Annotated in this window: 23 protein-coding genes; all 23 read left to right on the forward strand. The window is 31.0% G+C overall.

Annotated elements, in window-relative coordinates:
- Window positions 1–23: 23 nt before the first annotated feature.
- Window positions 24–1,178 (forward strand): glycosyltransferase family 4 protein, encoded by a 1,155-nt coding sequence (locus COI44_RS13245; RefSeq protein ID WP_098428383.1) that lies wholly within the window; start codon window positions 24–26, stop codon window positions 1,176–1,178.
- On the forward strand, window positions 1,163–2,272 hold the full coding sequence (locus tag COI44_RS13250) for a glycosyltransferase family 1 protein (protein ID WP_098428384.1): 1,110 nt from the start codon (window positions 1,163–1,165) through the stop codon (window positions 2,270–2,272). The genes COI44_RS13245 and COI44_RS13250 overlap by 16 nt, the downstream gene beginning before the upstream one ends.
- Before the next feature lie 3 nt (window positions 2,273–2,275).
- Window positions 2,276–3,160 (forward strand): glycosyltransferase family 2 protein, encoded by an 885-nt coding sequence (locus COI44_RS13255; protein WP_098428385.1) that lies wholly within the window; start codon window positions 2,276–2,278, stop codon window positions 3,158–3,160.
- A gap of 31 nt (window positions 3,161–3,191) precedes the next feature.
- Complete coding sequence (locus COI44_RS13260; RefSeq protein ID WP_098428386.1) at window positions 3,192–4,280, forward strand: EpsG family protein; 1,089 nt, start codon at window positions 3,192–3,194, stop codon at window positions 4,278–4,280.
- Window positions 4,281–4,319: 39 nt separating this feature from the next.
- Entirely contained in the window at window positions 4,320–5,357 is a 1,038-nt protein-coding gene (galE, locus tag COI44_RS13265) for a UDP-glucose 4-epimerase GalE (protein WP_098428387.1), read from the forward strand.
- A 29-nt stretch (window positions 5,358–5,386) separates the two neighbouring features.
- Window positions 5,387–5,548: a YwzD family small protein gene (locus COI44_RS24205; protein ID WP_179887114.1), complete on the forward strand. Its 162-nt coding sequence runs from the start codon at window positions 5,387–5,389 to the stop codon at window positions 5,546–5,548.
- Window positions 5,549–5,572: 24 nt separating this feature from the next.
- Window positions 5,573–6,172 carry a sugar transferase gene (locus COI44_RS13270; RefSeq protein ID WP_098428388.1) on the forward strand — a complete coding sequence of 200 codons (600 nt, stop codon included), beginning with the start codon at window positions 5,573–5,575 and terminating at the stop codon, window positions 6,170–6,172.
- Window position 6,173: 1 nt separating this feature from the next.
- Entirely contained in the window at window positions 6,174–6,803 is a 630-nt protein-coding gene (locus tag COI44_RS13275) for an acetyltransferase (protein ID WP_098428389.1), read from the forward strand.
- Between the two features lie 19 nt (window positions 6,804–6,822).
- A complete protein-coding gene (locus COI44_RS13280; RefSeq protein WP_483295484.1) occupies window positions 6,823–8,004 on the forward strand; it encodes a DegT/DnrJ/EryC1/StrS family aminotransferase in 1,182 nt (393 codons plus the stop codon).
- A gap of 22 nt (window positions 8,005–8,026) precedes the next feature.
- Entirely contained in the window at window positions 8,027–8,359 is a 333-nt protein-coding gene (locus COI44_RS13285) for a helix-turn-helix domain-containing protein (RefSeq protein WP_098428390.1), read from the forward strand.
- Window positions 8,360–8,384: 25 nt separating this feature from the next.
- Window positions 8,385–9,542, forward strand: coding sequence for a glycosyltransferase family 1 protein (locus tag COI44_RS13290; protein WP_098428391.1), 1,158 nt, complete (start codon window positions 8,385–8,387; stop codon window positions 9,540–9,542).
- The gene (locus COI44_RS13295) at window positions 9,511–10,692 is read left to right on the forward strand and encodes a glycosyltransferase (RefSeq protein WP_098428392.1); all 1,182 of its coding nucleotides are present in this window, start codon (window positions 9,511–9,513) and stop codon (window positions 10,690–10,692) included. The genes COI44_RS13290 and COI44_RS13295 overlap by 32 nt, the downstream gene beginning before the upstream one ends.
- A gap of 51 nt (window positions 10,693–10,743) precedes the next feature.
- A complete protein-coding gene (locus COI44_RS13300; RefSeq protein WP_098428393.1) occupies window positions 10,744–11,934 on the forward strand; it encodes a glycosyltransferase in 1,191 nt (396 codons plus the stop codon).
- Between the two features lie 23 nt (window positions 11,935–11,957).
- Window positions 11,958–13,148: a glycosyltransferase gene (locus COI44_RS13305; protein ID WP_098428394.1), complete on the forward strand. Its 1,191-nt coding sequence runs from the start codon at window positions 11,958–11,960 to the stop codon at window positions 13,146–13,148.
- 67 nt (window positions 13,149–13,215) lie between these two features.
- Entirely contained in the window at window positions 13,216–14,406 is a 1,191-nt protein-coding gene (locus tag COI44_RS13310) for a glycosyltransferase (RefSeq protein ID WP_286163909.1), read from the forward strand.
- Window positions 14,407–14,421: 15 nt separating this feature from the next.
- Window positions 14,422–15,474, forward strand: a complete 1,053-nt coding sequence (locus COI44_RS13315) for a glycosyltransferase family 2 protein (RefSeq protein ID WP_098428395.1) — start codon at window positions 14,422–14,424, stop codon at window positions 15,472–15,474.
- Window positions 15,458–16,432 (forward strand): glycosyltransferase family 2 protein, encoded by a 975-nt coding sequence (locus COI44_RS13320; protein WP_098428396.1) that lies wholly within the window; start codon window positions 15,458–15,460, stop codon window positions 16,430–16,432. Before COI44_RS13315 ends, COI44_RS13320 begins: the two co-directional genes overlap by 17 nt.
- Window positions 16,429–17,337, forward strand: coding sequence for an SP_1767 family glycosyltransferase (locus COI44_RS13325; protein WP_098428397.1), 909 nt, complete (start codon window positions 16,429–16,431; stop codon window positions 17,335–17,337). The genes COI44_RS13320 and COI44_RS13325 overlap by 4 nt, the downstream gene beginning before the upstream one ends.
- Window positions 17,338–17,359: 22 nt before the next feature.
- On the forward strand, window positions 17,360–18,343 hold the full coding sequence (locus COI44_RS13330; protein ID WP_098428398.1) for a glycosyltransferase family 2 protein: 984 nt from the start codon (window positions 17,360–17,362) through the stop codon (window positions 18,341–18,343).
- 35 nt (window positions 18,344–18,378) lie between these two features.
- Window positions 18,379–20,172 carry an ABC transporter ATP-binding protein gene (locus tag COI44_RS13335; protein WP_483295485.1) on the forward strand — a complete coding sequence of 598 codons (1,794 nt, stop codon included), beginning with the start codon at window positions 18,379–18,381 and terminating at the stop codon, window positions 20,170–20,172.
- 47 nt (window positions 20,173–20,219) lie between these two features.
- A complete protein-coding gene (locus COI44_RS13340; protein ID WP_098428400.1) occupies window positions 20,220–21,404 on the forward strand; it encodes a polysaccharide deacetylase family protein in 1,185 nt (394 codons plus the stop codon).
- Between the two features lie 45 nt (window positions 21,405–21,449).
- The gene (locus COI44_RS13345; protein ID WP_098428401.1) at window positions 21,450–22,328 is read left to right on the forward strand and encodes a 6-hydroxymethylpterin diphosphokinase MptE-like protein; all 879 of its coding nucleotides are present in this window, start codon (window positions 21,450–21,452) and stop codon (window positions 22,326–22,328) included.
- 256 nt (window positions 22,329–22,584) lie between these two features.
- Window positions 22,585–23,817, forward strand: coding sequence for a hypothetical protein (locus tag COI44_RS13350; protein ID WP_098428402.1), 1,233 nt, complete (start codon window positions 22,585–22,587; stop codon window positions 23,815–23,817).
- Window positions 23,818–23,838 lie beyond the last annotated feature (21 nt).

Here is a 23,838-nt window from a genome sequence, read left to right on the forward strand (position 1 = left end):
AATAATGTTGATAGGTGAAAAAAATGAAAAAAAAGGTGCTTTTTTGTGCAACTGTGGATTATCATTTTACGGCATTTCATATGCCATATATAAAGTGGTTCAAGGATAATGGCTGGGAAGTACATATAGCTGCAAATGGTGAAAATAATATTCATTATGTGGACAAAAAGTTTAATCTACCTATCCAAAGATCGCCTTTTAATTTTAAAAATATAAAGGCACTAAAAGACCTTAAAAATATAATAGATGAAAATAATTATGAGATCATACATTGCCATACACCTATGGGGGGGATACTTGCTCGCCTTGCGGCTCGTAAGTCCAGGGTTAAAGGAACAACAAAATTAATCTACACAGCACATGGATTCCATTTTTGTAAAGGTGCCCCTATATTAAACTGGCTATTATATTATCCAATTGAAAAAATCATAGCTCCCTTATCAGATTGTTTAATAACGATTAATAAAGAAGATTATGAGTTATCAAATAGAAGTTTTAATGTTAAAAGAATCGTACATATTCATGGGGTTGGAATAGATACAGAGGATTTTAAGCCAATTGATGAATTAAATAAAAAAGTAATAAGAGAGTCATATGGATATCAACCAGATGACTTTTTGCTTTTTTATGCAGCAGAATTTAATAAAAACAAAAATCAACAATTTCTACTTAATTCATTGGCCTTAATAAAAGATGAATTGCCGAATGTAAAACTTCTACTTGCAGGTGAAGGTGCTTTACTTAATGAATCTAAACAGTTAGCAAATCAACTTGGAATTTCACATATGGTAGATTTTTTAGGTTTTAGAAAAGATATTAAAGAAATTCTACCTATGTGTGATGTTGCAGTTGGATCCAGTCTGCGTGAAGGATTGCCAGTCAATATAATGGAAGCAATGTCTTGTGGCTTACCGATTATAGCAGTAGATAACCGGGGGCATAGAGAGCTTGTAACTAATAATAAAAATGGATGGCTTGTTGAGAGTAATGACTCCATTGGTTTTTCAAGCACAATAAAGGACCTTGTTGAAAGTGAGGGTCTCAAAGAGAGGCTTGGGTCTAATAGTAGAAAGATCATTATGAGAAAATATAGCATTGATAAAGTAATATTGGAAAAAAGTGAGGTATATAAGAGCTATATGAACGAAATGGAGGATACAATGTGGGCGACCCTTTAAGAATCTTACATACCGTTGTTAATATGAACAGAGGTGGCGCGGAAACATTAATAATGAATTTATATCGTAATATTGATCGAACGAAAATACAGTTCGATTTTTTAACGTGTAAAGAAGGGGCATATGACTCTGAAATAATTGCAATGGGTGGAAAGATTCATAGAATTCCATATATAACGGACGTTGGTCATTTAGGTTATATAAGAAAACTAGATAAGTTTTTTAGGCTAAATCCTAATTATAAAATCGTCCATTCTCATATGGATAAAATGAGTGGCTTAGTTTTAAGAGCAGCAAAAAAAGCAAATATTCCCACAAGAATTGCCCATAGCCATAATACAAAAAGTGAAGGTGGATTGGCTTCACAAGTATATAAATGGTATGCCGGTAAATACATTGAACCCAATGCTACTCATTTATTTGCTTGCTCGGAGTCTGCAAGTAGGTGGCTATTTACTAAACGTTCTAGTGAATCTCTAATCCTAAAAAATGGAATTGAAAGTGAGAGGTTTCAATTTTCATTAAATTTAAGAAAACAAATTAGGGATCAGTTAAATATCTCAGACAAAGCATTCGTACTTGGCCATGTTGGAAGATTTAATCAACAAAAAAATCATCTATTTTTACTAGAAATTTTTGCTTCACTATTAAAAAAAATGCCGAATGCAGTTCTAATCTTAGTTGGAGGAGGTTCCCTTCAAGCTAAAATAGAATCGAAAATAAAAGAACTTCAAATAGAGAAAAATGTAAGGTTACTTGGAATTAGAGATGATATTCATAAACTTTTACAAGCAATGGATGTATTTGTTTTCCCATCTTTGCATGAAGGTTTACCCGTAACGTTAATAGAAGCACAAGGTGCAGGTTTATCTTGTGTTATTTCAGATGCGATTACAACAGAAGTGGATATGGAGATGGGACTAATCCAATACTGTTCTTTAAATGACAGTGAAAAATGGGTTGAGAAAATCTTGAAGGAAGCAAAAAGAAATATTAATAGAGGAAATGCGGAAAGTGCATTGAGCCAAAAAGGATATGATATTCGCAAAACAGCTGAGAATACCCAAAAGACATATATCTCGTTAGGGAGGTAGGATATGAAGAAGTTAACTGTATTTACTCCAACATTCAATCGAGCATACTGCCTTCACAAATGTTACGAGAGTTTAAAGAATCAAACATGCAATGAATTTATCTGGTTAATTATTGACGATGGTTCAACTGACAATACTAAAGAATTAGTTGAAGGTTGGATTGAAGAAAACACAATCGAAATTATGTACTATTGGCAGAAAAATCAAGGAATGCATGGTGCCCATAATACCGCTTACCAGAAAATTGTCACAGAACTTAATCTCTGTATTGATTCAGATGATTATATGCCTTTAGATGCGGTCGAAAAAATTATTGAGTACTGGAATCAATTTGGTAACGATAATGTGAGTGGAATTATAGGGCTAGATGCATATTCAGATGGGAAAATTATTGGTACAAAGTTGCCGGTTAATAGAAAACAGTCTAGATTATTTGATTTATATAATAAATATGGAGTAACTGGAGATAAAAAGCTTGTTTATCGGACAGAGTTAACAAAAGAATTTCCATATCCACTATTTAAAAATGAACGCTATGTTGGTCTAGCATACAAATATCACATGCTTGATAAACAATACGAAATGCTATTAATGAATGAAATTTTATGCTATGTAGAGTACCTTGCGGATGGATCATCGTTAAATATGTTCAGTCAATATATTAAAAATCCGAATGGGTTTGCTTTCTATCGTAAAGAAATGATGAAATTGCCCTTTGCAAGTCAATTGTTTAAATTCAGACAAGCCATTCATTATGTTTCTAGTAGCATTATGAGTAGAAACTGGAGTTTTTTAGACGAGACGCCTAAAAAAGGTTTAACAATCTTAGCGATTCCATTTGGGATAACTTTATATATTTATATTACGACAAAAACAAAAGCCGCTTAAAAGTGGTTTTGTTTTTTGGAAGGATATTGGTATGACTATATTTTGGTTCAATTTAGCAATTGTATTTGTTTTTTCTTTCATGGCACGAATAGCCTCAAGGGCCAGCATATCTAGCACCGCAACTTTATCATCAGTCTATATAAAACCTAATAAAACATTGGCATTTGTTGTATTAATAACGCTAGTTTGCGTATCGGGACTTAGATCAAATATCGGTGACACATATGCATATGTGGATATCTATAAAAGACATGACTTTACATGGAACTATATTTTAGAGTCTAAGGATATTGGATTTGGCGTTCTGCAAATGATTTTAAAATATTTTTCTTCAAATCCTCAAATAATGTTAATTACAACGGCAATTATCACAAATGTATTAGTTATTTTTACTTTATATAATTATTCAAGAATTTTTGAATTGAGCGTTTATGTGTATATCACTGGTGGCTTGTTTCTTGTCTCCATGAATGGAATCAGACAAGTACTTGCTGCATCCATTGCTTTTGCAGGTATACGACTATTGCTGGAAGGTAGTTTTAAACGCTATCTACTCGTTATTTTATTAGCTTCTTTATTCCATCAAACTGCACTTATTTTAATTCCAATTTATTTTCTTGTGCGCTTTAAAGCATGGTCAAAAGTAACAATTGCTCTATTATTATTTTCAATTGTATTCATAATTGGATTTAATCAACTTTCAACTTATTTGTTTAACGCTATTCAAGATACCCAGTATGCAGTCTATAAAAACTTTCAAGAAGGTGGAGCTAGTGTTATAAGAGTTGCAGTAACAGGGATTCCACTATTAATTGCTTTTATGGGAAGAGAGAAGTTAAGAGAAATTAATCCAAAGAGTGATATTGTAGTCAATATGGCTTTACTTGGATTTGTTTTTATGCTTATTTCAACGCAAAATTGGATATTTGCAAGAATTTCAATTTATTTTAGTTTTTATCAGTTAATTTTAATTTCATGGATTGTGAAATTATTTAGAGTAAGAGATCAAAAGTTAATCTATTATGGCATATTAATTTGCTACTTTTTTTATTATTACTATGAAAATGTAATTAGTCTGCAAATACAATATTTCAGCGATTATATTAATTTAAACTGGTAAAATTGATCGTTTTTTAGTCTTTTATAGGAGGGAAAATAAATGGCAATTCTTGTAACTGGAGGAGCAGGATATATAGGGAGTCACACTTGCGTAGAGTTGTTACAAAGTGGCAATGAAATTATTGTTCTAGATAATTTTTCAAATAGTAAGCCAGAAGCATTGAAAAGAGTGTCAGAGATAACGTGTAAGTCATTTAAAACATATAATATTGACTTACTTAATAGAGATGAGTTAGAAATTATATTTTCTCAGAATAAAATAACAGCTGTCATTCATTTTGCTGGGCTTAAAGCTGTAGGTGAATCAGTCCAAACTCCTATTGAATACTATTATAACAATATTACAGGAACGATTAACCTTTGCGAAATGATGAGAAAATATGAAGTGAAAAAGCTTGTTTTTAGTTCTTCTGCCACAGTCTATGGTTCAACAAATGAATCACCGATACCAGAAAGTAGTATATTAGGCGCTTCTAATCCATACGGACGAACCAAGCTTATGATTGAGGAATTCCTTAGGGACTTATACGAATCAGACCATACTTGGAGGATAGCATTATTGAGATATTTTAATCCAATCGGTGCACATCATAGTGGTTTAATTGGTGAAGATCCAAATGGCATTCCGAATAACTTAATGCCGTTCATATCACAAGTAGCAGTAGGTAAATTGGAGCAATTAAATATTTTTGGAAACGACTATCCAACAAAAGACGGCACAGGTGTGAGGGATTACATCCATGTGGTAGATTTAGCAATTGGTCATATTAAAGCACTTAAGAAATTAGAAAGCAACACTGGAATTGAAGCATATAACATTGGTACAGGCACTGGCTATAGTGTTCTAGAAATGATTGAAGCTTTTGAAATAGCATCTGGTAAAAAAATTCCTTATAGAATTAAAGAAAGACGTCCTGGTGATGCGGCAGTTTGTTATGCGAATCCAACAAAGGCTTTGCAAAAACTTGGCTTTAAGGCTACTAAGGGAATTCACTTAATGTGTGAAGATACATGGAGATGGCAAAAAAATAATCCGAACGGATATTCTGAAGAAATTGAACAAGTTACAGTGCAATAATGCAGTGTTTTTTTGTTTTGGAGGAAAAAATGGAATCAATTAATTTATCACAACAACAATTAATAGATATTCTAAAACTCTTTTACTATAGAGGAAGCCATTCGAATGAATTAAATACGATTGATTTTATTAATGATATGAAAAAAACAATCTTAATGATTAGTACAAACAATTTAGTAGAAACGAAGTAATTAATTTTTAGGAGTAAACTAAAAATGAAGAGAGTAATAGATTTAGTATTTTCAGTGATAATATTGCTGTTGCTATCGCTACCTCTAATAGTTGTAGCAATTTTTGTTAGATTAAAAATGGGTGCTCCTATATTATTTTCTCAACAGCGCCCTGGTTTAAATGGTAAACCATTTTACTTGTATAAATTCCGGACAATGAGTGATTTGCATGATGCAGGGGGAAACCTTTTATCGGATGAATTACGCTTAACTGCCTTCGGGATGTTTTTAAGAAAGTATAGTATTGATGAGTTTCCACAATTAATAAACGTGGTTAAAGGGGATATGAGTTTAGTTGGACCTAGACCATTTTTAATGGAATATTTATCTTTATATACAGAAGAACAGATGTTAAGACATAATGTAAAACCCGGAATTACAGGTTGGGCCCAAGTAAATGGACGCAATTCACTTACATGGGAGGAAAAATTTAAAATGGACGTATGGTATGTGAAAAATAATAATCTCCTTTTAGACCTAAAAATCCTTATTAAAACAGCCATTAAGGTTATAAAGAAAGAAGGAATTTCACAGGAGGGGCAAGTGACAATGGAAAAATTCACTGGTTCTAATGAAGTGATGTAATATGAAGGTAATTATTTTAGGTAATGGGGGACATAGCAAAGTAATTCAAGACATTATTTATTCAATAAAGGGAATTGAGATTATTGCTATATTAGATGACAAATATAAAGTTGAAAAAATTGAGAATGGAATTATATATGCTCCATTTGTTTCTTTAAAAAAATTTCTAGATCAAGACGCTAAAGTAGTCATTGCAATAGGAGACAACAAGCTTAGAAAAAATATTGTTAATTCAATTGATATAAAAAAAGAACAGTATTTAACAGTTGTTCATCCTTCAGCGGTTGTTAGCACTTCGACTAGAATTGGATACGGAACAGTGGTCATGCCGAATGTAGTTATTAATGCACAAGCGCAAATTGGCGACCATTGTGTAATTAATACTGGGGCAATCATTGAACATGATAATCAAATCGGAGACTATACGCATGTTTCTCCAAATGCTACTTTAACAGGAAATGTTTTAGTTGAAGAAGGTGCACATATCGGAGCATCAGCGACAATTATTCCTGGAATTAAAGTAGGGGGTTGGGCAATTGTAGGGGCGGGTTCAACGGTTATTCACAATATTCCATCGCTTAGTACAGTAGTAGGCTGCCCAGCTAGAATTATTAAAAATTTAAGTTTATAGATTAAATTTTTTCGAAAAGGTGGTAAGTGAATTGACCTTATCAAGAATTTATTTATCTCCCCCGCATATGAGCGGAGAAGAGATGAAGTATATACAGGAAGCATTTAATACGAATTGGATTGCACCACTTGGACCCAATGTCGATGGATTTGAAAAAGATATTATTAATTATGTAGGAGCCAATGAGGCGTTAGTTGTTAGTTCAGGAACAGCTGCAATTCATTTGGCTCTTTCTTTATTAAATGTTACAACAGGCGATAAGGTATTTTGTTCCAGTCTTACCTTTGTGGCTAGTGCTAACCCAATTATTTATCAAGGAGCCGAACCAATATTTATAGACTCGGAGCCCGAAACATGGAATATGTCACCAAAAGCACTTGAAAGAGCATTGTATGATTCTTATTTAGAAGGAACTCTTCCAAAAGCTGTTATTGTTGTTAATCTTTATGGACAAGTTGCAAAAATGGATGAAATTCAAACTTTATGCTCCCAATACAAAATACCCATTATTGAAGACGCGGCTGAATCACTTGGTTCTACTTATAAAGGAAGAGTTAGTGGTACATTTGGTCATTTTAGTATTTTTTCCTTTAATGGAAATAAAATTATCACGACATCTGGTGGCGGAGCACTTGTCTCAAATAATAATGAGTTAATACAAAGAGCAAGATTTTTAGCCACTCAAGCTAGGGATGAAGCGCGACATTACCAACATAGTGTAGTTGGTTACAATTATAGGATGAGTAATATTTTGGCAGGGGTTGGCAGGGCTCAATTGCAAGTATTAGAGGAGCGAATTGAAGCTAGAAGAAGGATTTTCCAACGCTATTTTGAAGAGCTAAAGGATTTACCAGGTCTAACTTTTATGCCAGAGTTAGCAAATACACGCAGTAACCGATGGCTTACAGCATTAACGATTAAAGAAGAAGAATCTAAGCTATCAGTAAATACTCTATTAGGAGCATTAGAAGAGGAAAATATTGAAGCAAGACCAGTGTGGAAGCCATTACATATGCAACCTCTATTCAATGGAGTTCGTTATTATCCTCACGAAGAAAATAACCATGTTGCAGAGAGGATGTTCGAAACTGGAATTTGTTTACCTTCAGGATCGAATCTATCGTTTGACGATCAAAGTAGAGTAATAAGCTGTATCAAAAAAGTATTTTATAAAGTAGCTTGTAGGGAGGGCATTCTATGAAAGAACAGCTGAGGTGCCAAAAATGATAGGAAAAAACATTCAGGAAATTCGTATCAAAAAGGGACTTACTTTATCAGAACTTGCAGAAAAAGCTAATATTTCTAAGTCTTATTTAAGCAATATTGAGCGTGAATTAAATGATAATCCGTCTATTCAAGTTGTAGAAAAGATTTCAAAGGTATTAGGAGTTGATTTTAGAACCTTACTGGGGACTAATACAGAAAATAATAAACTCGATAATGACTATATTGATCTTATAAAGGAATTAGTTGAAATTGGCATTGGAAGAGAAGAATTAAGAGAATATAAAAAGGTATTTGAATTTGTAAAATGGAAGAATTCTAAAAATTATTGATAAGTAATGCTAAAGGGAGTTATGTATGGATAAAACAAAGCCCTTAAAGGTCCTTCATGTTGTTGGTGCAATGAATAGAGCAGGGACCGAAACAATGCTAATGAATATATATCGAAATATAGATCGGAACAAAATTCAATTTGATTTTATTTCTTATAGTCAAAAAGAAGCACACTATGATCAAGAAATAGAAAGATTAGGCGGACGCATTATAAGATTGGTAAAAACATACTCAGTAAAAGAAATTTATGCTGCGATTAAAAAGTACGGTCCGTATGATGTAGTTCATGCACATACTTTATTTAATTGTGGTATAGCCAATTTAGCGGCTCAATTAGTAGGTGTAAAGATTAGAATATCACATGCACATACAACCTTAGATACTAATCAATCTTTAGTTAGAACAATCTATAAAGGAATAATGCGAAAACTCATCAATGTAACTTCAACAAAATTATTGGCATGTAGTAATGGTGCCGGACGATATTTATTTGGAGAGAAAGAATTAGTAAAAACAAGATATTCCTATTATCCGAATGTAATAGATTATACAAAATTTCTAGAACCGCCATTAAAAGAAGTGAAGAAATTCAAAGAGGAAGCGGATTTAGAACATAGTTTTGTAATTGGACATATCGGTAGGTTTATGGATGCAAAAAATCATTTATTCTTAATTGAGATAATGAAGAACATTTTAAAAAAGCAAAAAAACATTACCCTGTTATTAGTTGGAGATGGGGAATTAAGAGCAAGTATTGAAGAAGAAGTTAAAAAGTTTGGAATCGACGAGAATATAAAATTTGTAGGTGTTAGGGAAGACATACCAACACTATTACATAGTATGGATTTATTTGTTTTTCCATCTTTGTACGAGGGATTAGGGCTTGTTCTTTTAGAAGCTCAAGCAAGTGGTATACCTTGTATTGTATCTGAAGCAATACAGCCTGAGGCAGACTTAAAGATCGGACTGGTAAAACAGCTCATGTTAAGCGAAGGCCCAGAACTTTGGGCAAATACAATATTAATGAATTCACGGAATAAAGAAGGAAATATTAACCGAATAATTAATGGATTCGAAACTGAGGGATATTCGGTTACTAAAGGAATATCAAATTTATTGGCTATTTACCAATATTCGACAGGTGAACTAAATGAAGAAGAATATATTAGTGGCATCCTTTGATCTAGAGATTGGAGGAGTTGAGAGAAGCCTAATCAGTATGTTAAATAACTTTGATTTTAAGAGTTACACAGTTGATTTAATGCTTTATAGTCATACAGGTGAATTTATGAAGCTTTTGCCGAATAAGGCAAATCTACTCGCAGAAAGTAAGGCATATAAGACATTTCGAATGCCAGTCCTAGATGTAATCAAAAGTGGGCAAATAAGTCTTGCGCTTTCTAGACTGTTAGCAAAGTATTTGGCAAATAAAAACCACTCTTCCGAAAATGGATATAAACAAATGCAATATATGTGGAAGTACTCAGTCCCTTTACTACCAAAGCAAAGTAAGAAATATGATGTGGCAATTAGCTACTTATGGCCACACTATTTTGTCGCGGAGAAAGTAGATGCTGAGATCAAAATTGCATGGATTCATACAGATTTTTCAACAGTGGAAACAGACATTGCATTGGATGTAAAAATGTGGAGTAAGTTCAATTATATCGTAGCAGTCTCAGATGAATGCAAAAATGCATTCATAAGTAAATATTCAGCATTAGGGGACCGAGTCATCGTAATGGAAAATATTACAACTCCTGAATTGATTAACACATTAGCAAATGAAGAAGTCGATAATCCAATGATGGAAGATACTAGATTTAAAATGATAACTGTGGCCAGACTATCATACGCAAAGGGAATTGATTCCGCGGTTAAAGCATTGAAAATGTTAAATGATCGAGGATACAAAAACATATGTTGGTATGTAGTTGGTTACGGGGGCGACGAACAACAAATTAAAGATTTAATAGAGGAAAATAATTTAACGCATCAGTTTATTCTTTTAGGAAAAAAAATAAATCCCTATCCATTTATAAAAGAAGCTGATTTATATGTACAACCATCTAGGTATGAGGGAAAAGCAGTTACAGTGGTCGAGGCGCAAGTTCTTTCGAAGCCGGTTCTTATAACAAATTATCCAACAGCTAAAAGCCAAGTAAAAGATGGATTTGATGGTTCAATTTGTGAGCTCTCAGTTAAAGGTATTGCAGATGGCATTGAAAAACTTTACTTGGATTCCCAAATGAGAGAGCAATTAGTAAACAATTGTAAAGGCACAGTTTTTAGTAATTTAAATGAACTAAACAAACTTTATAGCTTAATATAATTTGCAACAGCTTTTGCTTAAATATAAACCAGTATAAGGGAGGTTTTTCTAGTGAAAAAAAATATACTCTTTGTAATTGATTCCTTACACATAGCAGGAGCAGAAAAAAGTTTAACAACACTATTGAATTTATTAAATCTAGAAGAATACTCCGTTGATCTAATGTTATTCGCACACGGTGGTGAATTCGAGAAGCTGGTTCCTAAGGATGTAAATATTTTACCCCCTCTTAAATACACCAAATTTACTGAACTAAGTATGACTAACTCAGTTCTCTACTCATTAAAGAAATTTAAATTTGATATGCTATTTTCAAGGCTAAAGTATTCCTTTGAAATAAGGAGAAAAAATTATAGTATAGCGGAAGAAGCAAGAATATTTTGGGAAAGTGTTTCCAATGTGATCGAGAAAAATGAAAAAGTATATGATATTGCAATAAGCTATGCACAAGGTATTCCTACTTTTTATGTCGCTGATAAAGTTATAGCTAAGGAAAAATATGCATGGGTAAACGTAAGCTATCATTTAACTGATCATGAAAGGAATTATCAAGAACCGTTTTATGATCAATATAAAAAAATTGTAGCTGTATCAAATTCTACACGTGAAATCTTCATAGAGACCTTTCCTAGCTATACCAGTAAAGTGGAGGTTATTTTTGATATAAATAATCCAGAATTTATTAACCAAATGGCATTAAGTGGAGATAGTTATCAAGATAATTTTAATGGCATTAAAATTTTAACAATTGGAAGGTTGGCCCACCAAAAGGGTTATGATTTAGCTTTAGAAGCATGCAAAAATCTGAAAGAACAGGGCATTGACTTTAGATGGTATGTATTAGGAATGGGCCCGTTACAACAAGAAATTGAAAAGTATATTGAGGATCATCAGTTGCACTCAAACTTTATATTGTTAGGAGTAAAATCAAACCCTTATCCATATATAAAAGATGCTGACCTTTATGTTCAAACATCGAAGTTTGAAGGATTTGGTCTTGCAATTGCTGAAGCTCGTATGCTAAATATTCCCGTAGTTACTACAAGGTTTGACGCAGTTTATAGTCAAATGATTAATGGGAAGAATGGTTTAGTTGTTGATATGACGGCTGAAGGTGTAACAAACGGGATATTGAAATTAATCACGGATAATGAACTAAAAGAGAATATAGTAAAATTCTTACAAGTTGAGAAAAAAGGCAATGTAGAAGAATTAGCAAAATTTTATGAGTTAATAGGTTAATGTAAGAAGAGAGAGTGAAGCCTATGAAAATAAAGATATTATTTATGATAATTAATATGAATATTGGTGGAACTGAAAAAGCACTACTAAATATGTTATCTGAGATGAATGAAGATGAATACGAAATTACTGTACTTATGCTAGAAGAGTTTGGTGGTTTTTTAAATAAATTACCAAGTAATATTCTAATTGAATATGTAAAAGATTACGACAAAATAAAAGCTTTACTAAATAATCCACCATTATTTGAAGCAATGGAAATATTAAAAGATGGTAAACCGATTCGCTCTATTAATTTAATCTTTCATCACTTACTTTCAAAGATTATGAAAGATCGAAGTTCATACTTTAAATATGTATTAAAGGATTATCGCAAATTTGAAAAAGAATATGATATAGCGGTAGCTTATGCAGGTCCAATGGATTTAATAAGCTATTTTGTTATGCACAAAATAAACGCCAAAAAGAAAGTTCAGTGGATTCATTTTGATGTAACTAAAATTTCCTTTAATAACAAGTTTGCTATTAATCTGTATAAGAAGTTTGATCAAATTTTCGTTGTATCAAATGAAGGGAAAGAAAAACTTATAGAGAAGTTATCTGGAATAAAAAACAAAATAAATACATTCGGAAATATTATTTCTTCAAGTTTAATCGAAAAGATGGCGGAAAGAGAGTCAGGATTTGATGAAGATTTTAAAGGAATAAAAATTCTAACGGTTGGAAGACTTTCAATTGAAAAAGGTCAGGATTTAGCAATCAAAGTATTATCGAAACTAAAGAAAGCTAGATACAATGTTAAATGGTATTGCATTGGAGATGGAGAAGGTAAAGCAGAGTATCTCAAATTAATAGATGAGCATAATGTTTCGGAAGACTTTATTTTATTAGGTACGAAAACAAATCCATATCCTTATATGAAGCAATGCGATCTATATGTTCAGCCATCACGACACGAAGGATATTGCATTACTCTTTCTGAGGCAAGATGCTTTAATAATCCAATCGTAACAACAAATTTTACCGGTGCAAACGAACAGCTCATAAATCGGGAAACAGGCTTAATTGTTAATTTTGATGAAGAGGAAATGTATAAGGCAGTGAAAGAATTACTAGATAATGAGATTTTAAGAAATGAAATAAAAATAAATTTACAAAAAGAATCTGTAGATACTACAAAGGAAATAGAGAAATTGAATTTACTCAATGTATAAAAAATTTACCTCATTAGTCATCTAGATCGATATTCTGGTTTTTTAATACTCATTTTTGGGGTGAAATATGAAGAAAAAAATTTTATTTATGCTTAGTAGTATGAATATAGGCGGTGTGGAGAAATCTTTTCTATCATTATTATCAGTAATTCCAAAAGATAAATATGATATAACGCTCCTACTTTTAGAGAAAAAAGGCGGATTTTTCGGTAATATCCCAGATTGGGTTAAAGTAGTAGAAGCTACATGGTTTGCTACAATTAAAGATATTATATTACAACCTCCACACAAAACTTTGAAAGATTACTTTGATAATAAGCAATACGTAAAAATGCTATCTTTTTTGAGTAAATACTTAATTTCCAAAAAAACTGCAGATCGAAATATTTATTATCATCATATTTTTAAGGATGTTCCAAAAGATTTTACTTTGTATGATGTAGCTATTGCATATCAAGGTCCTACTGACATCATTGATTATTATATCGCCAACAGAGTAACTGCTAAAAAAAAGGTGTCATGGGTTCACTTCGATGTTTCAAAACATCTAATTAATACTAAATTATATAAAAAGCTTCATAAAAAGTTCGATAAGATCTTTGTCGTTTCAGAGGAAGCAAAGAAAAGGCTAATTGAAAAATTACCACAAGATGTAAAGAAAACAGAAGTATTTAAAAATATACTTTCATCAAGTGTAATTAATAATATGTCTTTAGCAGAGGTTGACTTTGATAATAGTTTCATAGGAATGAAAATTTTGACGGTTGGAAGGCTCTCGATGGAAAAGGGTCAAGATATGGCTATAAAAGTATTATCAAAATTAATTGAAAATGGATATAACGTGAGATGGTATTGCATTGGTGAAGGTGAGGATCGCAAGGAATACGAGGCGTTAATTCATAAACTTGGGTTAGAATCCAATTTTATCTTATTAGGTGCAAAACAAAATCCATATCCTTATGTAGCAAATGCCGATCTTTATGTACAAACTTCTAGACATGAAGGTTTCTGTCTTACTTTAGCTGAAGCTAGGTGTTTGCATAAACCAATCGTTACTACAAATTTTACAGGGGCGTATGAGCAAATCACTGATAATTATGATGGGTTAATTGTAAAATTTGACCAAGATGAGTTATATGAAAAAATAGCATATTTAATTAACAACCCCGGAAAAAGCGAGGAATTATCTAGAAATCTATTAAACAAAATTGTAGATACTACTTCTGAAATAGATAAGTTATATCAATATATTGGATAAGATGGAGTGAAATGAATGAATCCAAAAATCAGTATTATTGTTCCTGTATATAAAGTAGAACCCTATCTTCATAAGTGTATAAATTCACTATTGGATCAGACGTTTGCTGATTTCGAATTAATTCTAGTTAACGATGGATCACCAGATAAAAGTGGGGAAATTTGTGATCATTATGCCTCTAAAGATAAAAGAATTAAAGTAATTCATAAAGAAAATGGTGGGCAGGCTAGCGCAAGGAATATGGGATTGGATATAGCAAAGGGAGATTATATAGGTTTTGTTGATAGTGATGATTATGTTGAAAGAGATATGTTTGAATTGTTATTTCAAAATGCAATGAAATACGGAGCGGACGTTGTTGAATGCGGCATAAATATTGTCAATGGAAGTAAAGTACAACCAATTCAAAATAATAATGAGTTTGAAATTGGAGACCATTTGGTAGCGTTAATGGGATTATTAAATAATAGATACCGAAATTGTGTTTGGAATAAACTGTATAAAAAGGAAATTTTCGAAACTATCAGATTTCCAAATAAATTATACGAAGATGGTTTTTTAGCATTTAAAATTTATTATATGGCTAAGAAATACGTTTTCATCGGAAAGAGTAAATATTATTATTTACAAAGAAACGGTAGTACGATGTCAAATCAGGAAAATTTCACATTAAGAAATTTAGATGGATTAGAGTGTGAAGAGGAGCGATACCATTTTCTAAGAGAACGAGTTAGTGAACAGTCTTTACTTACCCTATCAGAATCACAGTTTTTCACTGAAATTTTAAATTATTACCAACTACTACTTAAAAATAAAGAGGTTGATCCTGAAAAAAAGTATCGCAATGATTTGAAAAATAAAATCGTAAGAAATTATCAAGATTTTTTAGTAAATCCAAATTTAAAAAAGTTTTATCCACTGGTAAGGTCTTCTAAATTAAATATTAGCAAGTTTAACTTTATATTTATAAATTATATTAGCGGGTTAAATTACCTTCTTAGATCATACTCTACATGCCGAAAACTACTAGTGATAGAAAGGGTTGAAGTAAGTGAATCCAAAAATTAGTATTATTGTTCCTGTATATAAAGTTGAACCATATTTACATAAATGTGTGGATTCAATCTTAGCACAAACATTAACCGAGTTTGAACTTATTTTAGTAGATGATGGATCACCCGATCAATGCGGAGTCATATGTGATGAGTATGCTAAAAAGGATGAACGAATAAAAGTAATTCATAAAATAAATGGTGGGCAAGCAAGTGCAAGAAATGCAGCTTTAAACATAGCAAAGGGAGATTATATAGGATTTGTTGATAGTGATGACTGGATTGAACCAGATATGTATGAGCTTCTTTATAATATGTGTATCGAGAATGACTGCGAAATAGCAAACTGTACAAGCATCGTTCATTACAATGACAAGACAATTATAAATGGATCACAACCATTGACGATTCATAATAAGAGTCAAGCAATGGAAGCATTATTTGAAGGTGAATTATACGATGAAGTCGTTTGGTCGAAATTAATAAAAAGAGAGCTTTTGGAAAATCTTAGATTTCCAGAAGGAATCATGTATGAAGATACAGCATTTACTTATAAAGTAATCAATGAGAGTGAAAAAGTATGTTATATTGGTGAACCAAAATATCATTATATTAAACGTGAAAATAGTACGATGGATCTAGCAGTAAAAAATAAAAGTATTGATGCAGTTCTAATTTACGACGAAATTTATAGGTATGTTAGTCAGTATTATCCAGAACTAAAACCAATCGTAACATTAAAACTAGCTAATAACGCAATGGCGGTTTTAAACACCATTTCTCTAGATCCAAATAGTACTTTATATCAAAAAGAATATAAAAAAGTAACCGCAATTTTAAACAATTACTTCACAGAAACAATTAGGCTAAAAGAGTATGTAGCAAATGTAAAAATATTATTATTTGCAACTCGCATTCACCCTATTTTTTATAAGTTAATCATTAATATCCTATCAAGGAGAAAAAGAGGATGAACATTTACCGAAGAATGTATGTGTTAGGTTCAAAGATTAAAATAAAAAGTATTGAACAGATTACCACTCTATTTAATAGAATGGTTTTTTTATTTACTAGCCAACCTTCTGTGAAAACAACAGATGAAAGTTTAAATTTAATTGTTCAAAAAAAGTGCTCTATTAGTAGATATGGTGATGGTGAGTTTAATTTAATGAATGGCCAAAGCTTACGATTTCAGCCATACTCAAAAGAGTTAAGTCTTAGACTAAGAGAAATTATTAAGAGTAATCAAGAAAATCATGAAGTATTGATTCCAAATATTTTTAATAATGTTGATTGGTGTACAGAAAGGTCCAGAAATTATTGGGTTAGATATTTAAATTTAAATCGTAGTAAGATTTATAAACTACTCCAAAGAGATAAAATCTATTACGATTCGTTAGTTACGCGTCTTTATATAGACCATAAGGATAAGAGTCAGTCTGAATTTAGATTTAAGACTATTAAAAAGTTGTGGAATAAAAGGGAAGTCATTATTGTCGAAGGAGAACAAAGTAGATTAGGAATTGGAAATAATTTGTTCGACAATGCAAAATCAATAAAAAGAATATTGTGCCCAGTAACTAATGCATTTGAGAGGTATGATCAAATATTAGAAGAAGTAAAAAAGCATGGTCAATCAAAGTTAGTATTAATTGCACTTGGTCCTACAGCCACAGTCTTAGCTTATGATTTAGCTAGTATTGGCTATCATGCAGTTGACATAGGTCATATTGATATTGAATATGAATGGTTTTTGAATAACGCGGTGGAGAAGGAAGCTATTAAAAATAAGTATGTTGGTGAAGTTCCAGATGGTACAGAAGTTCATGGGATTAATGACATTAAATATGAAAATGAAATAGTCACTAGAATATCTTAACTTTTGAATAGGAGGACATTGGATGCCTTGTGAGATTTCAATAATCGTCCCTGTATATAAAGTAGAACCATATTTAAAAAAATGTATCAACTCAATACTCGCACAAACATTTAAAGATTTTGAACTGATACTAGTCAATGATGGGTCACCTGATTGTTGTGGGGAAATATGTGATGATTTTGCCCTCAGTGACCGGAGGATAAAAGTGATTCACAAAGAAAATGGTGGGTTATCTTCAGCAAGAAATGCTGGTCTAAAAATAGCACAGGGAAAATTTATTGCATTTGTCGATAGTGATGACCTCATCCATTTTAAAATGTATGAAATATTACATAGTTATGCTTTGAAATATTCGTCTGAAATTGTTATGTGTGACTACTTGGAAGTGAGTGAAGGTGAAGGCATCAACTCAAAGGAACCTACTATTCGATATAAGGAAGAACATTATACTAACATCGAAGCCTTAAATGAATTATACGGAGAAAATGGAGTTAAATTTGTAGTTGTTTGGAATAAATTGTACAAAAGATCCTTATTTGACAATCTAGCGTTTGAAGAAGATAGGATCCATGAAGATGAATTTATTGCTCATAAATTACTTTATAGAAGTTCGAAAGTCACATACCTACCTATTCAATTGCATTTTTATCTACAAAGAATAAATAGTATTACACAATCTAGTTTTAATATTAAGCATCTTGACTTTATTAAAGCTTATAAAGAAAGAGTAGATTTTTTTGAATCAATAAAGCAGTTTGACTTACAAAAAAAAGCGGAGTATTGTTATATACCACTATTTTTTAGGTACTACTATAAAGCAAAAAATGAAGTGCCTAATAGTAACAAAGAGTTGAAAAAATTAAAGTCGGAATTCTGCTTAAGTCTATTCTCGTTTATAAACAACCCATATTTTATAAAAAAAGAAAAAATAGGTTGGTTTATTTTTATGGTTAATTCGAACTTGTTTGATAATTTAGTTCAAAAAAGACTTAGTAATCCTTTATAACTAGGTGCTACAAGTCTATTTTAATTTTTAAAAGGGTGATAAATTTGAAGTCTTCATTAAATAAATTACTAATGCTTTTTAACAAAAAAGAAAAGAAAAAACTAATCATATTATTGTTAATGATGATCGTAGCAGCAATATTTGAAACAATAGGAATTGGAGCAATCTTTCCTTTTGTGGGTATTTTAACTGACCCTTCAGTAATAAAAGAACAGGCTATTTTATCATATATTTACAAATTTTTTCACTTTCATTCAGTAAGTGGATTTGTGGTACTTGCAGGTATAGCATTACTTGGAGTCTTTTTTATAAAAAATATTTATTTATTATTTTTTAACTATATACAGGTACGGGTAATTTTAAATCAGCAAGTAAGATTATCTAGTAGTTTGTTTAAAGAGTATTTAACAAAACCTTATGTATTTCATTTATCAAGAAATACATCTGAACTACTAAGAAATATAAATACGGAGATTACAAAAGTTTTTCAGGGGATTATTATATCTGGTTTTCAATTACTAACGGAAATTTTAGTGACTTCGTTTATTTTAGTATTGTTAATTGTTACAGCTCCTTTAGCAACAGTAGTCGCTTCAACATTATTAGGTGGGAGTGTATTTTTATTTTTTAGGTTTTTTCGTAAAAAGATTAGCCGCTTAGGTGAGGAACAACAAATAGTAAATGCTGCAATGATTAAATGGGTAAATCAAGGATTAGGTGCAAGTAAAGAGGTAAAGGTTTCAGGTAAAGAGGATTTCTTTGTTAATGCCTTTGCTCGTCAAAATCTGATTAGCGCGAAAAACAGCCGACAATTAAATATGTTAAACCAAGTGCCAAGGTATTTTATTGAAACAATTATGGTTACAATTGTGCTGATTACGATGCTAATCATAGTTTTTAAAGGTAGTAATACTACTAGTCTAGTTTCAACAATGGCACTTTTTGCTATGGCAGCATTTCGTCTAATGCCTTCAATTACCCGTATTGTAGGGTTTATAACTGCGATACGTTATTCAGAACCTGCGTTATCAATTATTTATGAAGATTTATTCTTAAATAAAGATCATCTAGTAAATAGTGATAATCAAATTAGCAAGGAAAATTCAGTAGTGGTTGGTCTTAATGAGCGAGTTTTCACTCAATCCATTAAATTGAACAATATTTCCTTTAGATATCCTAATCAGCGAGACTTTTCAGTTAAGGATGTATCATTAACGATTCCAATTGGTCAGTCTGTGGCATTTATTGGTGAATCCGGCGCTGGTAAAACAACACTAGTTGATATCATTCTTGGGTTATTCCATCCAGAAAAAGGTGAAATCTTAATTGATGGGAATGATTTAAACAATCAAAAAGAACTATGGAAACAAAAAATTGGTTATATCCCACAATCGATTTTCCTATCAGATGATACAATTCGAGGAAATATTGCATTTGGATTAGATGAGGACCAAATTGATGAGGATGCAGTATGGAGGGCATTAGAGCAAGCGCAATTAAAAGAATTTGTTGAGTCACTCCCAGATCAACTAAATACGACTGTGGGTGAAAGAGGAGTAAGGCTTTCTGGTGGACAACGTCAACGTATCGGAATTGCTAGGTCACTTTACCATAATCCAGAAATAATCTTTATGGACGAAGCAACATCTGCTTTGGATAATGAAACAGAAAAAGAAATTATGAAAGCTATCGATGGCTTAAAAGGTGAAAAAACATTAATTATTATAGCGCATCGTCTAAGCACAATTGAGAACTGTGATATTGTTTTCAAAATGAATAAAGGTAAATTAGTTGCAGTGGATCATAAATTGAAGCATTCAGTTATTTAATAATAGGAAAATATCTAATTTATATTATTCTTTAAGGGAGGAACGTGATGATTAAGAAAGTATATAGAAAAATTAGACTGAAAGCAGCTCAAACTTGGTATTGGCATAGGTTTTACGCAAAATTAATTAAGGAAATGGAAAAGAAAATTCACTCAAATAATAAATTGATTAAAATTAATTCAGATGTTCCATTTGTAAGTAAACCTGGTATTGCATTTTCTTTCGATGACAGCTTTAGAGTGGAGCAGTGGCATAAATATGGTATGGATCTATTTGGCTATTATGATGTCAAAGTCACATTTAATATAAATGCATTTCACCATTATGAAGGTAAAAGGGAGCATACACAAAGAGAAATTGATCTATTACTCGAATTACAAGCAAACGGTCATGAACTTGCTCATCATGGATTAAAGCACGAAAATGCTAAAGCGTACATCACAGAATATAATTTATCAAAATGGATTGAAGATGAAATCGAACCTTTATTTAAATGGATGGAAAAACAAGCCCACTCCAAAACAAGAGAAAAGTTTAAGGTACCCGTATCGCATGCATTTCCATTTGCAGCATACAATGATGAGATGATAACCGCATTAGTATCGAAGTACTTTAAAATTGTAAGAGGAGGAAATATGTCTGAGGAGCATTTAACGCCTTTTAATCATACGGGATTTGCTCCTTCTATTTGTATCGATGACACGTTTTTAAAAAGTGAAAAATATATAAAGAAAGTTCTTAGAGTTGCTAAGAAAACTGGATTAAACTTAATTTTAATGTCCCACTCAATACTACCAGAAGAAGTAAGGTGGGAAGATTTTGGATGGGGAGAAGAATCAAACTTTGCTGGAACATGGAGAACTTCTCCTAACATGATAGAAGTAATTATTAAAGAGGCTAGAAAATTAGGATTCGAATTCTATACAACTGCTGAAATAGCAGGAGTAGCTACTTTTATTGATCCTAATTTGGAACGTTGTATCAGAAATCAACTTATAAATCCAAATGTAAAATGGATCACCATTTCTGAATTAAACTCTATAAAGGAAATAGATTTAAGTGGTCAGAATATTACTAATTTAGATGGCATTCAATACTTAAGCAATTTAGAAAAAATCAATTTGTCTAATAATCAAATAACAGATTATCGTTTACTAAATAGACTTAGTAAGTTAAAGGAAATATATGGTGATAATGATCAAATATCATCTAAAACGGGGACTCAATATTAAGTTATTGATAATGAATTGAGTAATTAATAAAGAGGTTGGGGAAATATGACAATTAAGGACATCTTAAAAAGTAATAGGGTAACATTCTACTTTTATGATTGTATTAGAAGACTTCGATATGATTTTATACCTATGATTCGACCGGTCATTATACCAAACATTTTGTTTAACTTAAAAAAGCTTTTCAGAGTAACACGAATTTATAGAAATAGCCGTTATGAAAGATTAAAGAACATAAAAAATAGACATTTAAATGAAAGATGTTTTATTGTTGCAACAGGACCGAGTCTAAAAATGGAGGATTTAGAAAAGCTCCAAGGTGAAATTACCTTTAGTATGAATTCAATTTGTCTCGCGTTTGACGAAACAGATTGGAGACCGACGTATTATGGTATTCAGGATATAGGAAACTATCTTACATTTGAAAAAGAAATTAAAGAATTGGACTCAGAATGTAAATTCATTGGTGAGTCTATTTTAAAGTATACAGAGGTACCGGGTGAGTTTTATATATATCCTATGAACATGCTCAACCATAATTGGTTGCATAGGAAATATAATACTAAATTTAGTAATGACGCTTTTGCCACCGTTTATGATGGTTATACAATTACATATTCACTTATTCAAATTGCAGTTTATATGGGAATTAAAGAAATCTATTTACTTGGTACTGATTGTAATTATACAACAGACTTAAATCATCATTTTAAAAATTACGACTACTTTGATCCGTCTTACTCTGTAGCTGGAAATAAAATGATACATGCTTTCAAAGTTGCAAAGGAATACGCTGATCTAAATAATATTAAGATATTTAATGCTACTAGGGGAGGAATGCTAGAGGTGTTTGAAAGAGTAGATCTTGATAATGTTTTGGGAAAGAAAAATAATAAGAAGATGTTAATGTCCTCAAGTAATTAGATTAATTTGCTTTTTTTGAGAGTGAAAAATTAAAGTTTAAATAGATATAGTCACAAATTAACGACCTTTAAATAAGAAAAATATTAGAGATTTGTAATGAAGGGAAATTAAGCAATTGCTAGTATTATATAGGATAAAAGATATTCTTAGTTATGAATTAAATTAAACTTATTTGTCTTCTTTTTTAGCTAAACACTAAAGTAATAAAACTTATAAATAATATAGTTAATTTAATTTTTTAAACGGGGTAGTGCATATGCTAACAAATAAATTAGGAAGCAAAAAGCTTAAAAAAGGAAAAGTGTATAAATATCTTTATATCGATAAATTTTTATATAGCTCTTTATATGTCCATTTAGATCAAAATTTATTAAGTCTTATATATTTTCTTTTTTTTCGCGGAAATCCATTTAATTTTCTTGATCGAAAGACTAATAGTCATTTTGTGAATTTCTTTAAACCAATCGTTAGGTTAATCCGTGTAGGACAATTTATTTATTTGATTTATAGGAAAAAAATACTTTACTACAAAAATCAAGATTCTTCTCTAATAAAATCTTCATCCTACTTAGGACATATTTTAATCGAAGCAACCCAAGGAGAATTCAAGATAATAAATTTTCGGGAAAAAAGTGTATTAACAGTGTTTCCTGAAAATTATCCAATCAATAAGATTGAAGAAAAAATTTTTAAACTTAAAGAGGCCCAAAAGTGTAAATTGTCATCCAAAATATTAGATTGGAATATTGATGAAAGATACATGAGGGAGAGCTACTTAAATTTAAAAACATCTGCATTTGACTTTAATGATCTAAACAAATTTTACTCGGAAATTCTTCCAATATTAAGAGATATTATATTAAGTGATACGTATCAGGAAATTTTATTAAGTCAATATTTCCAAGATGTATTGAATAAAATAAGAGAAATATTTGAATCATTTTTAAAAGAAGGTTTTTATTTAGAAAACAGCTTAACGAATATTTGGGATTTTATCTTAAGTTTAAATGAAAAAATAGGGAAAAATTTAAAATCGGTAATTCTCCTAGGTTTTTCACATGGAGACTTTTGGGAAGGAAATATCCTTAAAAGTAAGAATCAAACAAAAGTGATTGACTGGAACACGCTTGAAAAGAGAAATTATTTTTTTGATTTCTATTTTATAACTTTCTATAACACTTTCTATAAAGTTTCTAATATGGTTGAAAAAGATGTTTATGTTCTATCAAAAGAAATAGATTTAGCTTTTAATAGGTTTATAAGTGATTATTTAGATGATACATTTTGTAATTCAGTGTTTAATGAAGATTTAACGGACTCTGATATATACAGGTATTTGTATTATTTAGAATTTATACTTTTAGAATTACAAGTAAACCCTTTAAAAGATCAAAGTTTTTTCACCTATTTAGATTCCAAAATAAACTTCTTTAAATTTTATGAAAACGTAAAAAGTGGTGAAAGATTTAGTGATTCACAAGTTGAATAAATATAGGTAAATTATATAGCT

Origin of the sequence: Bacillus sp. AFS088145 (assembly GCF_002564465.1) — a bacterium.
Lineage (GTDB): Bacteria > Bacillota > Bacilli > Bacillales > Bacillaceae_G > Gottfriedia.

Bases quoted from the DNA above. Each gene is read 5' to 3' on its own strand.
- COI44_RS13290 (WP_098428391.1), top strand. From the start codon at position 8,385: ATGGATAAAACAAAGCCCTTAAAGGTCCTTCATGTTGTTGGTGCAATG.
- COI44_RS13325 (WP_098428397.1), top strand. From the start codon at position 16,429: ATGAACATTTACCGAAGAATGTATGTGTTAGGTTCAAAGATTAAAATA.
- COI44_RS13340 (WP_098428400.1), top strand. From the start codon at position 20,220: ATGATTAAGAAAGTATATAGAAAAATTAGACTGAAAGCAGCTCAAACT.
- COI44_RS13315 (WP_098428395.1), top strand. From the start codon at position 14,422: ATGAATCCAAAAATCAGTATTATTGTTCCTGTATATAAAGTAGAACCC.
- COI44_RS13330 (WP_098428398.1), top strand. From the start codon at position 17,360: ATGCCTTGTGAGATTTCAATAATCGTCCCTGTATATAAAGTAGAACCA.
- galE (WP_098428387.1), top strand. From the start codon at position 4,320: ATGGCAATTCTTGTAACTGGAGGAGCAGGATATATAGGGAGTCACACT.
- COI44_RS24205 (WP_179887114.1), top strand. From the start codon at position 5,387: ATGGAATCAATTAATTTATCACAACAACAATTAATAGATATTCTAAAA.
- COI44_RS13345 (WP_098428401.1), top strand. From the start codon at position 21,450: ATGACAATTAAGGACATCTTAAAAAGTAATAGGGTAACATTCTACTTT.
- COI44_RS13255 (WP_098428385.1), top strand. From the start codon at position 2,276: ATGAAGAAGTTAACTGTATTTACTCCAACATTCAATCGAGCATACTGC.
- COI44_RS13285 (WP_098428390.1), top strand. From the start codon at position 8,027: ATGATAGGAAAAAACATTCAGGAAATTCGTATCAAAAAGGGACTTACT.
- COI44_RS13270 (WP_098428388.1), top strand. From the start codon at position 5,573: ATGAAGAGAGTAATAGATTTAGTATTTTCAGTGATAATATTGCTGTTG.
- COI44_RS13260 (WP_098428386.1), top strand. From the start codon at position 3,192: ATGACTATATTTTGGTTCAATTTAGCAATTGTATTTGTTTTTTCTTTC.
- COI44_RS13275 (WP_098428389.1), top strand. From the start codon at position 6,174: ATGAAGGTAATTATTTTAGGTAATGGGGGACATAGCAAAGTAATTCAA.
- COI44_RS13305 (WP_098428394.1), top strand. From the start codon at position 11,958: ATGAAAATAAAGATATTATTTATGATAATTAATATGAATATTGGTGGA.
- COI44_RS13310 (WP_286163909.1), top strand. From the start codon at position 13,216: ATGAAGAAAAAAATTTTATTTATGCTTAGTAGTATGAATATAGGCGGT.
- COI44_RS13350 (WP_098428402.1), top strand. From the start codon at position 22,585: ATGCTAACAAATAAATTAGGAAGCAAAAAGCTTAAAAAAGGAAAAGTG.
- COI44_RS13245 (WP_098428383.1), top strand. From the start codon at position 24: ATGAAAAAAAAGGTGCTTTTTTGTGCAACTGTGGATTATCATTTTACG.
- COI44_RS13295 (WP_098428392.1), top strand. From the start codon at position 9,511: ATGAAGAAGAATATATTAGTGGCATCCTTTGATCTAGAGATTGGAGGA.